Genomic DNA, 12167 nt, shown 5'->3' with positions numbered 1-12167 from the left:
TCCAGTACTCGTCGTGGCCGACGGAGAGGAAGACCTTGTGGTTGAGCAGCTCGCTGCCGTAGCGGTCGGTGTCGACCCCGGCCAGGTAGCTGACGTCATACCCATTGCGCTCGAGGAAGCGGACGAGCGGGTACTCGTTGGAGAAGAAGAAGTCGCGTCCGCCCACGCCGTCGCGGGTGTAGATCGGGCGGTTGTAGCTGATCTTGTACGCACGCCCGTTCGCCGCGCCCTGGTAGAAGTCGGAGCCGCCGTAGGTGTTGTAGGCCTGCCACGTCGGGTCGGAGGTCTGGAACACGACGGCGGAGTGGCTGGAGTCGTCGCGGACGATGAACGTGATCTCGCTGGCCCCGTTGGTGTCGGGCCGGTAGAGCCGCGCGATGTAGACGCCCGAGACCGCCGTCGACGGGACGTTCCAGGACGCGGACACGGCCCAGTTCCCGCAGTCCGTGAGCCCGGTGGTCGCGTCGTTGATGCAGTTCGGCTGCGTCTGCGGCAGGGAGACCGACGGGGTGAGGGCGGTGATCTTCCGCGCGCCCAGGCCGCCGTAGTAGCCGAGCCGATAGACGTCGATGTCATAGGCGCGCGCGTTCGTGTCGATCTTGAAGTCGATGCGCGAGCCGACGTTGACGCTGATGTCGGTGGAGAACCCCTGGATCGAGGGGTCGCCCATGCCGTTGATCTGCCACTCCGACGGATCGGTCCCCGGCTTGCTGTTCTCGCACGCGATCGGGTTGCCGCCCGCCGCGCACGGGTCGGTGGCCGCCCGCGCCGTGTTCGCGACGGCGACGAGCCCCGCGAGGGTGAGCACGACTCCGAGCAGGAGGATGAGCGCCTGCCTGCTCGTGTGGCGATGACCTAGCAGCGACATCGTCGCTCTCCTTCGGTTGTTCATGCACGCGAGCTCTCGTCGCGCAGCCAGGTGGTGAAGTCGGCCGCCCGAACGGCATGACGCGCCTCCCACCGCGCCCGGAGCGCGACGGCGAGGAAGACAGGGACACAGACCGCGACGCGGGGGTCGCGGAAGCCGATCACGGCCAGGGTGGAGATCGAGGTCGAGGTACGGCTGGCGCCCGAGCCGTCGTACTGGGCGTTGCCGGTGGCGACGCGGATACGCCGGCGGACCAGGTCGGCGACCGTGCGCGGCGGGTGCACGACCACGACGGCCCGCGGGACGATGCGCCGGTCGGCCTCGGCGAACGCCTCCGACATGGCGAGGTCGTCGCTCATCATCGCGGGCAGCGCGTCGACGCGGGCCTGACCGGCCTCCGAGAGGGCGACGACCCCACGTCCGAAGAGTCCGTCCCGCACCTGGGGCAGCGCCTGCCAGACGCGGTAGAACGCCCGCACGGGCCAGGACGACTCCCCGGTCGGCACGACGCGCTCCGGCGCGACCGCGTGGACGCCGTCCTCGCGGAGTGCATCGATGAGGCGGACCACGTCCGCGCCGCCGAGCGTGACGTCGGCGTCGAGGTGGATCCGGGGGAAGATCGACGTCGCGAGGTTGCCGACCTCGACCGCACGGGCCTTCGAAGGCTCCGGGATCTCGAGCACGCGCACGCCCGGCACCGACCTGGCGACACTTGCGGTGTCGTCGGTGCACCCGTTGCATACGACGAGGACGTCGAGCGCTCCGTCAGGCAGGCCTGCGAGCAGCTTGACGAGGTTGCCGCGCAAGCAGCGTGCCTCGTTGTGAGCGGGGATCACCACGCTCGCCAAGGCACGTCGGACCGACTCGCTCATGAACGGCAGCATCCGCGCGAAGCACGAGGGCGGTCGGCGCTGCCGGACCCATCACCCAATATTGAGTAGGTCTGTCCACGCGTCGGTCACGTGTGGCCCTGCGAGCCGTCGACTCGTGCCGTGACAGCACCGACGACGGAGACCCCGCCGGCAGGTGGGGATCCGGTCCCCCACGGGACGCGGACGTGGTCGCTGGCCGACCTCGACGTCGAGCCCGAGGGTGCCCGCGGGCCCGGTGAGGCGTGCGGCGACGAGTCCGGCGGAGCCCCGCTCCGGCGTCGGCGTCGCAGGAGTCGGCTCCGCCGGGTCCTGCTCGCGACCGTTGTCGTCCTTGTCCTCGTCGCGGCCGTCCCGCTCGGCGTCGGGTGGTATCTCCAGCACCGGCTCACCAGCCAGATGGGTCGCATCGACGGCGTCTTCCAGGGCCTGACCCAGCGACCGGAGAAGCCCGCGGCGGGCACGCCGGGGGCCGGGGCGGTGAACATCCTGCTGATGGGCACGGACCGGGTCTCCGAGGTCGCCACGACAGGCGATGCCGCGGCGTCGCCCGCCTGGGTGGCGGGCGAGCAGCGCTCCGACGCCCTGATGGTGCTGCACATCGACGGCAGCCGGAAGGTCGCCGCCGTCGTGTCGATCCCCCGGGACTCCTGGGTGCCGATCCCCGGGCACGGCTACGGGAAGATCAACTGGGCGTACTCCTTCGGCGGCCCGTCGCTGACCGTCGCCACGGTCGAGCAGCTCACCGGCCTGCGCATCGACCACCTCGCGATCGTCGACTGGGAGGGCTTCAAGGAGCTCACCGACCACGTCGGAGGCGTCGACATCGACGTGCCGGCCACCGTCGTCGACCCGCACAACCACGTCACCTGGACGGCCGGCCGCCACCACCTCGACGGCGAGCAGGCGCTCCTCTACGTGCGGCAGCGCTACGGTCTGCCGGGCGGCGACTTCGACCGGGTCAAGCGGCAGCAGGCTTTCCTGAAGTCGGTGATGGAGGCCAGCATGCACACGGCCATGCGCAAGGACCCGAAGATGCTGTACGGCTTCCTCGACACGCTCGCACGCAACGTCAGCGTCGACTCCGGCTGGTCGACGACCGACATGGCCAAGCTGGTCTTCTCGATGCGCGACTTCCGGTCGGCCAACCTGCGCTTCCTCACCGCCCCGGTGCTGGGGACCGGTCAGGTCGGGACCCAGAGCGTCGTACGGCTCGACGACGCCGCGGACAAGGACCTCTGGCGTGAGCTGCGGAGCGACCGGATCGACCAGTGGTCGGCGGTCCACTGGCAGGAGCTCACCGGCGCGACGGTCCGCTGACGTCTCCCCAAATCAGGTGATCGCGACCCGGAAGCGAGCGCGCCCGCACGCGCGAGCGGGTGCACTGGCCTCACGACCCGGGTCGCCCGTGCAACGGCCAGCCCGGGCCCGTCGACACCAGGGGGATCCATGGCGAGCACCCGCACGGTCGCGCTGAGCGCGACCGGTCTGCTCGCGGTCATCGCTGCGGCCGTCATCGGCAGCAACGTGGGCACCGAGCAGGCGGATCGCAAGGCCGCCTCGACGAGCTCGTCGTCGGCGGGCGCGACCACGTCGACGAGCGCCCCGAGCTCCGGCCGTAGCACGACTCCGCCGCCGACGCCGCACGCATCCCGGACCCCGACGGCTTCCCCCCCGGTCCCCACGACCCCGGGCTCCAGCGACGCGCCGACCGGTACGGGTGGCGGGCTGGAGGTCCTCCCGACACCGGCCGGCGAGCCCGCCGCGACCGGGTACAGCCTGCCGCCGATCACGACGACCGAGCCCTCGCCCGTGGTCAGCGGCTCGCTGCAGCCGGGGACCGCGAATGGCCGGCTCGTGGCGGGCTTCCCGACCGCACTCGCGCCACCACCGGGCACGGAGGTCGAGTCGAGCAGCATCGCCGTGGCCGGCGACATGGTGCAGGCGGCGCTCGTCGCGACGGGCGGCGATCCCGAGGCGATCGTGGCCCACTACCGCGAGGTGCTGACCGCGCACGGCTACGTCGAGAAGAAGGTCCAGGGCGTCGAGAACAACCCCGCGGCCGCGTTCAAGAAGGGCAGAAACAGCATCACGGTCACCACCGGTGACGGGAAGACCAACCTGCTCGCCCACCTCCGGGCGAAGGGCGCCGCGGACTGATGTACCTCTCCCTCAGCGATCGCCCGGCCTCGGCCGCGAACCGCGCTCGCGGTCGGACCGCCCGACCACGGGTCGCACGACTCGTCGTCACCCTGGGCGTCGTCAGCCTGCTCACCGACATCTCGAGCGAGTCGGTGAGCGCCATCCTGCCGCTCTACCTGACCAGCGTCGTCGGGCTCAGCACGGTCGCGTACGGCTTCGTCGACGGCCTCTACCAGGGCGTCAGCGCGCTCGTGCGCATCGCCGGCGGCTGGGTCGCCGACAAGAGCGGCCGGCCCCAGCAGGTGGCCCTCGCCGGCTACGGCCTGAGCATGCTCGCCCGCGTCGCGCTCCTGTTCGCCGGCGGCGTCGCCAGCATCTCGACCGTGATCTCGGCCGATCGGATCGGCAAGGGCCTGCGTACGGCGCCCCGCGACTCGATGATCACAGCCGCGAGCGACCCCGCCCATCTCGGCCGCAGCTTCGGCGTGCACCGCGCCCTCGACACTGTCGGCGCCGCGATCGGCCCGCTGCTCGCGTTCCTCATCCTGTGGGGGATCCCCGACGGCTACCACACCGTCCTCGTCGTCTCTCTCGGCTTCGCGGTGCTCGGCGTCGTCGTCCTGGGCCTCTTCGTCCCTCGCGACGCGGGCGGCGTACGACGCCACGAGCCGCTGCACTGGCGCGAGGCCCTCACCCGGCCGATGCTGCGGCTCCTCCTGGTCGCCGGCTTCCTGGCGCTGCTGACCGTCGGCGACGGCTTCGTCTACCTCGCGCTGCTGAACAGCACCGATGCCGCGGCCCAGTGGTTCCCCGTCCTGTACGTCGGCACCAACATCGTCTACCTCGCCCTGGCGGTCCCGCTCGGGCGGCTGGCCGACCGCGTCGGTCGCACCCGCGTCCTCGTCCTCGGCCACCTCCCCCTCGCCGGCGCCTACCTGGCCGCGTGCGTGGCGACCGGGCTGCCCGGCGCGCTGGCCGCGCTCGGCCTGCTCGGCACGTTCTACGCCTGCACCGACGGGGTGCTCGCCGCCGTGGCCGCGCGCACCGTGCCCGACGAGCTGCGCACCAGCGGCATCGCGTGCGCCCAGACGGTCGTGGCGCTGGCGCGGATGGGCGCGAGCATCGGCTTCGGCGTGCTGTGGTTCGCGATCGGCCCGCAGCAGGCCCTCGTCCTGGTCGCCGGCGGGCTCGCGCTGGCGGTCGGCGCAGGCGCGGTCGTGCTGCGGATCGGCCCCTCGCGTCAGCAGGACGCCACGTGACGACGCGTCAGCGCCTCCTGGTCCTGCTGGTCGTCATCCTCGTCGTCGCGACCGGCAGCACGGCGTACGCGCTCGCCGAGCTGCGCCGATCCCGCGACCTGAGCAGCCGGCCACCGAGCGTCCCGACGGCGACGCAGTCGGCGCTGACGGGCCCGCGGCTGGTGTTCCGCCACACCGGCCTCGACCAGGAGTACGGCGTCGTGGCCGAGGTGCCCCTCTCCGATCCGGGTGGTGCGCGGACGTTCACCGGACTCTCCTGCGACCGTGTCGACGCGACGGCCACGGCGGCCTCCTGCCTGCGGACGAAGCGGGGCGTCGTGACCACCTTCCAGCAGCTCGACCTCGACGCGGACTGGAAGCAGGTCGGTCAGGAGGGTCTGCCCGGCATCCCGAGCCGCACCCGGCTCTCGGCGGACGGCACCCTGGCCGCCAGCACGTCCTTCGTCGCGGGCCACTCCTACATGACGGCCGGCTTCTCCACGGCGACCGAGATCCACCAGGTCGGCGGCGGGCGGAGCTACGGCAACCTCGAGGGCTTCGCGCTCTACCTCCACGGCAAGCGGTCGACGCCGAGCGACCGCAACATCTGGGGCGTCACCTTCGCCCCCGACGACGACACGTTCTACGTGACGGTCGCGACCGGCGGCGCCACGTACCTCGCCCGAGGCGACCTCGCGAAGCGCACCCTGACCACGATCGCCGACAAGGTCGAGTGCCCCTCGCTGTCCCCCGACGGCACGAGGATCGCCTTCAAGGAGAAGGTCGACCACGCCAACGGCACCTGGTGGACACCGGCCGTCCTCGACCTCGCGACCATGTCGCGCACCGTGCTCACCGGCGAGACGCGCAACGTCGACGACCAGATCGCCTGGCTCGACGACGACACGCTCCTCTACGGTCTCGCTCGCGCCGACGAGGCCGGCGTCACCGACGTCTGGTCGCTCGATGCCAAGGTGGCGGCCAAGCCACAGCTCTACGTCGAGCAGGCCTGGTCGCCCGCTGTCATCCGATGATCCGGAGGAAGAACCCATGACCCGCATCCACGCGTCCGCCGACGTCGACCCGTCCGCCGAGGTGGGCGAGGGCACCCTCGTGTGGCACCTCGCCCAGCTGCGTGAGGGCGTCCGGGTCGGGACCGACTGCGTCATCGGTCGCGGCGCCTACCTCGGTCCCGGCGTCGTCGTCGGCGACCGCTGCAAGATCCAGAACCACGCGCTCGTCTACGAGCCGGCCGTGGTCGCGGACGGCGCCTTCATCGGCCCCGCGGTCGTCTTCACCAACGATCTCAACCCGCGGGCCGTGACGCCCGCCGGCCGCCTCAAGGGTGCCGACGACTGGGAGTGCGTCGGCGTCACCGTCGGGGAGGGTGCCAGCATCGGCGCCCGCGCGGTGTGCGTCGCGCCGGTGCACGTCGGCGCGTGGGCGATGGTGGCGGCCGGCTCGGTCGTGACGCGCGACGTGCCGGCGTACGCCCTCGTCGTCGGCGTGCCGGCCCGGCAGATCGGCTGGGTGGACCGCTCGGGGCAGCGGGTGGCCGAACGGCCGGCGGACACGACTCAGGCGTGAGCGCCTCGGCCACCTCGGGGTGGTCGAGACCCTCGAGCACTCGACCGTCTGCTACGCGCGCAGCTCCATCGACTCGAGCGAGTCCAGAGAGTCGAGCGACCCCAGCGAGTCCATCGCCTCCAGCGCGAGCAGGTCCCCGAGCGCGGCGACGGCGCCGAGCTGGGTGTTGACGTGCAGCTTGCGCAGCACGGCCTTCACCTGGCTGCGCACGGTCGCCGGGGAGACCTCCAGCAGCTGCGCGATCCGGGCGACCGGGTCGCCGGCGTACAGCATCGTGAGCACCTCGTGCTCGCGCGGCGTCAGCGACTGCACGCGCTGGCCGACGAGCTCGCGCCGCTCGAGCAGCTCGTTCCACTGCCCGATCAACCGCTCACGTTCGGGGGGCGCCGTCGTCACGCAGCCGCGGGCGACCCCGAGGACGACCTCGCAGACCTCGTCGAAGCTCGTGCTGCTGGGCAGCACGATCTTCGCGCCCGCCTCGAGCGCCGCGCCCCACATCGGGCCGTGCGGGGCCGCGGTCAGGACGACCCAGGGCAGCCGCACCTGCGAGATGAGGAGAGAGGCCGCGCGCAGCCGTGCCCAGCGATCGAGGTCGCTGATCAACAGCCCGACGTCGTACCCGTCGTGAGTGGCCGCGCGCCGCGGTGACACGAGCTGCTCGCCCGGCCATCGCACCGTCGCCGCCTGGAAGTCACGGCTCCCGAGACTGGCCCGGACAGCGTCCGCGACCAGCGCCTGCTCCGAGGCGACGGCGACACACAGTCGCCGCGCCGGCTCCGACCCAGACATGCATCACCCGCAATCCTCGACGGCCTGGTGGCCCCTGTGTGAGCCCTGTCACCATCGTCGGGTCGCTCGAAGCGGGTCCCCACCGCCGCCGGGGGCATCCCCCAGTTTTGGGGACGGCGTGGTCTCCCCGCTGATCCTCAAATTGAGGTAACGCATCCGCCTCATGCGGTACGCCGGGCTCAGATCGCTACGTTCGTCAGCGGGACATCGTTCACATGGGGAGGCGCCCTCGGGGGCACGACCGGTGCCGGACCGAACAATCCGGACCGACCCGACGATCAGCCACGAGGGGGCCGACAGACATGTACGCGTTCAGCGCCGCGAGCAGCAATGCCCGACTGTGCCCAGACCGACCGCTCTTCAGTGAGGAGCGGCGGGCATGACCATGACGATGCCAGTCACACAACAGCCCAGCGCTCGGGGCCAGCTGCGCATCCTGATCGTCGAGGACCACATGCTCTTCGCGGAGTCGCTGGAGCTCGTCCTCTCCGTCGAGGGGTACGACGTCCGGCGGATCGCACTCCCGGACAACTCCGGCTCGCCAGGCACGATGCTCTCGTCCCTGGTCCGGCTCCGCCCGCGGATCGTGCTGCTCGACCTCGACCTGGGCCGCTTCGGTGACGGCGTGCGCCTGATCGCACCGCTGGCCAAGGCCGGCATCAACGTCGTCGTCGTGACGGCGTCGTCCGACCGGGGTCGCTGGGGCGAGGCGATCAGGTACGGCGCCCGCACCGTGCTCTCCAAGGCGCAGCCGCTCAGCAACATCCTCGCGACGGTCCGCCGGATCAACGAGGGGCTTCCGGTGCTGACCCACGAGGAGCGGGAGGACCTGCTCCGCACCTGGCACCAGCAGCGCTCGGAGCTGCAGGAGCTGCTGACCCGGCTCTCGCTGCTGACGGCACGTGAGTCCCAGGTGCTCGGCCGCCTCATGCAGGGCCGCACCGTGCACGACATCGCCGTGCTGAGCGTCGTCTCCGAGGCGACCGTCCGCACGCAGGTGAAGTCCATCCTGGCCAAGCTCGAGGTCTCCTCGCAGCTGGCGGCCGTGGGGCTGGCCCACCAGGTCGGCTGGCACCCGCCGGCCCTCTGAGGGCCGCCGGGTCCTGGGGCGCGCGCGAGGGTGTTGCTCTCAGCGCCTGCCCCGGGGGGCGCCCTGGCCGGAGTCCCGGGCGGCGCCTCGCGCAGCATCCCGAGAAGGGTCTCGAGCAGGGTCCCCCTGCTCCGGGGCCCGGGGCTTGGGCAGCCGGTAGACGGGCCGCCGCTCGAAGACGTCCAGGACGTCGTCGAACGCGGCCACCGCGGCCAGCTGGTTGTTGACGTCGAGCTTGCGCAGGACCGACTTGACCTGGCTGCGCACCGTCGCGGGTGCGACCTCGAGCATCTCTGCGATGGTGGCGACGGACGAGCCGCCGTACATGAGCCGCAGCACCTCGCGCTCACGCGGCGTGAGCCGGGCGACGCGCTCCGCCACCTCGTCGTGCCGAGCCCGCATCTCGCTCCAGGCGGCCTCGAGCTCCGCCCGCTCGTCGGCGGGGGTGCTGATCTGGTTCTGGACCACCGACAGCAGCAGCTCGCTGATGTTGTCCAGCCGGGTCGTGCCGGGCAGGACGACCCGCGCGCCGGCGGAGAGCACGCCGCCCCAGGCCGGACCGCGCGGCGAGGTGGTGAGAGCCACCCAGGGCACACGGATCTGCTCCACCACGAGCGTCGCGGCCCGGATGCGTGACCACCGGTCGAGGTCGCTGAGCAGCAGTCCGACCTCCGTCAACGGCACCTGCGGAGACTTGCGCCGCACGCCCTGCACGCGGGTGTCGCCGGGCCAGCGGACGACGAGCGCCTCGTGTCCGCGGCTGGCGAGCGCGGCGCGGACCGCGTCTGCGATCAGGGCCTGGTCTGAGGCGACCAGGACCCGCAGGCGTTCCGGTGCCGGCGGCGTTGCCATGGGCTCTCCCCGCATCGTCTGTGAGCGGGCCGCGCGGCCCGCCTTGCGACGGCCCCCTCCGTCCTTGGCCATGGTGGCGGGAGCGCAACCACATCGCGCCGGCCACCGAGTCTGTCCCCTAGATTTGGGGATGCCCGTCCGGCCGACCGGAGGGATGCTGGTCACGCCACCAGCCGCTCGGGAGGGAGCCAAGCGTGCGAGAGGCTTGTTGCAGCGGCTTTCCACTTTCGTCCCCCAACGGGAAGTCGAACGGGTCTCGCATCAGCGTCATCTCCCCCACGGCGACGCCGGCAACCACCGGGCGGCTGGTGAATCTCCGTGCGGACCCACTGGGGTCCCGGAAACTCCTCACCTTCGCCATTCACGGGCCCGCTCCCCAAATTGTGGTATAGCGTCCTGGACCAGGAGGGCGGGATTCTTGGGGCCGCAATACCTTCGAGCGGATTTCTGGAGGATTGACTGACCTGGGGGTTCAGCGGTCTCGGCCGCGAGCTGACGACTCGATGGGGAGCGAGTCGTCGGTCTTCCCCCCACAGGGGGCTGGGGGCTCTGCATGACGTCAGCACGCATACCAGGGGGGAGCTGGACCTGGCGCCGTACGTGCTTGGTCCTGGGCGTCGTCCTGATGCCGGTGCTCGCGCTCAGCCTGTTCACGTCTGAGGGCGACCGGCTCGCCGGGACGGCCCGCTTCGACGGGGTGATCGTCTCGCCGGCGGCGCTCGTCTCGGCGATCGCCTGCTACGCCGCGTGGCGGGTCAACCCCCGCCCCGGGCTGGCGTGGACAGCCTTCGCGGTCACGCTGCTCGGCTGCCAGGGGCTCACGCTCGCGGCCGTGCAGCTCATCCGCTTCCCCCGGCCCGTGGAGGGCCTGTGGGTGCTCGCCGCCGACCTCACCATCGCCCTGGTCGTGCTGTTCTCGGTCACCGTCGGGCACCTGGTGAACTTCCGTCCCGACCCTGCGGCCGCCGGCTTCGCGCTGGGCTCGGTCATCGCCGTGCTGCGCCTGCTCTGGCTCAGGGACAGCCCTCAGCTCGGCCACGACCTCCCCGAGGCGCTGGTGGCGACCGTCTCCGTCGCCGCGTTCCTCACCGCGGCAGCGTTCCTGTTGCGGGTCACGTCGATGCCGGCGTGGGCGCGGCAGCGGATGGCGCTGACCATCCTGCTGATCGGCGGCGCGCACCTGGCGCTCTACCTCAGTGAGAGCCCGGCCGCACAGCTGTCCGCCATCGTCGGCGAGACGCTCGGCGCGACCGCCCTGGTGACCACCTCGCTCTCGCTGTTCTTCATCGAGGTGGAGGTCGACGAGCGCAACCGCAGCCACCTCAACGACGAGCTCGAGCGCGCGCAGCGCGGGATCCGGGTGCACCGCGCCCAGTTCCACGAGATCAACTCGACGATCGCGGGCATCACGTCGGCGAGCCGGCTGCTCCGCTCCGCCCGAGGTATCAGCGAGCAGCGTCGCGTCCTCCTGGAGGACATGATCTTCGCCGAGCTCAGCCGCCTCGAGCGGCTGATGGCCCGGCCTGCCGACGCGTCCGCACCTCGGCTGATGGACCTGGACGAGGCGATCGGCACGCTGGTCGTCTCGCAGGAGGCACGCGGCAACCGGGTCCGCTGGGAGCCGTCCGGGCTGAAGGTCAACGCCCAGCCGGACGCCGTGGCCGAGGTCGTCAACATCCTTCTCGACAACGCGGCCAAGCACGGCCGCTCGGCGGCCGAGGTGACGGTGACGCAGATCGGCGACACGGCCGAGATCTCCGTGCACGACGACGGGCCGGGGGTCGAGGAGTCGCTGCGGCGGCGGCTCTTCGACTGGGGTACGCGCGGCCCACGCTCCAACGGGCAGGGAATCGGCCTGCACATCGCCCACGAGCTGATGACCCGGCAGGGTGGCTACCTCGAGATCCGCGACGGCGGGGACGGCGGGGCCACCTTCGTGATGGGCCTTCCCATCGGCCGCGACAACGACCAGGAGCCACAAGATGGCGACGACGACGATGAACCACCAGCACTCGCAACCGACCTCACGTAGCCAGGTCCGCATCCTGATCGTCGAGGACCACGTCCTCTTCGCGGAGTCGCTGGACCTGGCGCTCTCGGTCGAGGGGTACGACGTCCGCCGGGTCGACGTGCCCGACGACGGCGCGTCGACCGGCGCCCTGCTGACCACGCTGCTGCGGTTGCGGCCGCGGATCGTGCTGCTCGACCTGGACCTGGGCGGCTTCGGCGACGGCGCCCGCCTCATCGCGCCGCTGGCCAAGGCCGGCGCCAACGTGGTCGTCGTGACCGCCTCGGCCGACCGCGGTCGCTGGGGCGAGGCGCTGCGCCACGGCGCCCGCGCGACGCTGTCCAAGTCGCAGCCGCTCAACGACATCCTGGCGACGGTCCGCCGGATCAACGCCGGCCTGCCCGTGATGACCCACGAGCAGCGCGAGGAGCTGCTCAAGGTCTGGCACGAGCAGCGCAAGGAGACCCAGGGCATCCAGGAGCGGTTCACGCAGCTCACCTCACGCGAGGCACAGGTGCTCGGCCACCTGATGCTCGGACACACGGTCCACGACATCGCCGTGGCGAGCGTGGTCTCGGAGGCCACGGTCCGCACCCAGGTCAAGGCGATCCTCGCCAAGCTGCACGTCTCCTCCCAGCTGGCCGCGGTCGGGCTGGCGCACCAGATCGGCTGGCGCTCCCCGTCCCTGTGACGTGTCAGGTTCTTCCCGCATTTGCGGCATGCC

At 71.7% G+C, this 12167-nt stretch carries 12 protein-coding genes; 8 read left to right on the top strand and 4 right to left on the bottom strand.

Going from position 1 to position 12167, the window contains the following annotated elements; all coding sequences use genetic code 11:
* Both ABD205_RS16295 and ABD205_RS16290 read right to left on the bottom strand, forming a co-directional pair.
* A partial coding sequence (locus ABD205_RS16295) for a N,N-dimethylformamidase beta subunit family domain-containing protein (protein WP_344046546.1) occupies positions 1-868 on the bottom strand: 868 nt, incomplete at its 3' end.
* 20 nt (positions 869-888) lie between these two features.
* Positions 889-1740: a glycosyltransferase family 2 protein gene (locus ABD205_RS16290; RefSeq protein WP_344046544.1), complete on the bottom strand. Its 852-nt coding sequence runs from the start codon at positions 1738-1740 to the stop codon at positions 889-891.
* Positions 1741-1860: 120 nt separating this feature from the next.
* On the opposite strand from ABD205_RS16290, the gene ABD205_RS16285 reads away from it, so the two are divergent.
* From ABD205_RS16285 to ABD205_RS16265, 5 genes are all read left to right on the top strand, one after another.
* Positions 1861-3057, top strand: a complete 1197-nt coding sequence (locus ABD205_RS16285; protein WP_344046542.1) for an LCP family protein — start codon at positions 1861-1863, stop codon at positions 3055-3057.
* Between the two features lie 129 nt (positions 3058-3186).
* On the top strand, positions 3187-3897 hold the full coding sequence (locus tag ABD205_RS16280) for a hypothetical protein (RefSeq protein ID WP_344046540.1): 711 nt from the start codon (positions 3187-3189) through the stop codon (positions 3895-3897).
* A complete protein-coding gene (locus ABD205_RS16275; RefSeq protein WP_344046538.1) occupies positions 3897-5138 on the top strand; it encodes an MFS transporter in 1242 nt (413 codons plus the stop codon). The genes ABD205_RS16280 and ABD205_RS16275 overlap by 1 nt, the downstream gene beginning before the upstream one ends.
* Entirely contained in the window at positions 5135-6151 is a 1017-nt protein-coding gene (locus ABD205_RS16270; protein WP_344046536.1) for a TolB-like translocation protein, read from the top strand. The genes ABD205_RS16275 and ABD205_RS16270 overlap by 4 nt, the downstream gene beginning before the upstream one ends.
* Before the next feature lie 16 nt (positions 6152-6167).
* Positions 6168-6704, top strand: a complete 537-nt coding sequence (locus tag ABD205_RS16265; protein ID WP_344046534.1) for an acyltransferase — start codon at positions 6168-6170, stop codon at positions 6702-6704.
* A 51-nt stretch (positions 6705-6755) separates the two neighbouring features.
* Here the strand turns inward: ABD205_RS16265 and ABD205_RS16260 are convergent, their stop codons facing one another.
* Positions 6756-7493: a helix-turn-helix transcriptional regulator gene (locus ABD205_RS16260; protein WP_344046532.1), complete on the bottom strand. Its 738-nt coding sequence runs from the start codon at positions 7491-7493 to the stop codon at positions 6756-6758.
* 379 nt (positions 7494-7872) lie between these two features.
* Here ABD205_RS16260 and ABD205_RS16255 point away from each other — a divergent pair, with 379 nt between their 5' ends.
* Positions 7873-8583 (top strand): response regulator, encoded by a 711-nt coding sequence (locus ABD205_RS16255; protein ID WP_344046530.1) that lies wholly within the window; start codon positions 7873-7875, stop codon positions 8581-8583.
* 39 nt (positions 8584-8622) lie between these two features.
* Here the strand turns inward: ABD205_RS16255 and ABD205_RS16250 are convergent, their stop codons facing one another.
* Positions 8623-9435, bottom strand: a complete 813-nt coding sequence (locus tag ABD205_RS16250) for a helix-turn-helix transcriptional regulator (protein WP_344046528.1) — start codon at positions 9433-9435, stop codon at positions 8623-8625.
* A 553-nt stretch (positions 9436-9988) separates the two neighbouring features.
* On the opposite strand from ABD205_RS16250, the gene ABD205_RS16245 reads away from it, so the two are divergent.
* Together ABD205_RS16245 and ABD205_RS16240 are read left to right on the top strand one after the other, a co-directional pair.
* Positions 9989-11467 carry a sensor histidine kinase gene (locus tag ABD205_RS16245; protein ID WP_344046526.1) on the top strand — a complete coding sequence of 493 codons (1479 nt, stop codon included), beginning with the start codon at positions 9989-9991 and terminating at the stop codon, positions 11465-11467.
* On the top strand, positions 11418-12134 hold the full coding sequence (locus tag ABD205_RS16240; protein WP_344046524.1) for a response regulator: 717 nt from the start codon (positions 11418-11420) through the stop codon (positions 12132-12134). The genes ABD205_RS16245 and ABD205_RS16240 overlap by 50 nt, the downstream gene beginning before the upstream one ends.
* Positions 12135-12167 lie beyond the last annotated feature (33 nt).

The organism is Nocardioides panacihumi, assembly GCF_039530925.1.
In the GTDB taxonomy this organism is placed as follows: Bacteria; Actinomycetota; Actinomycetes; order Propionibacteriales; family Nocardioidaceae; genus Nocardioides; species Nocardioides panacihumi.
The sequence above is the reverse complement of the archived record's forward strand: the minus strand, read 5'-3'. Positions and strand labels throughout refer to the sequence as shown.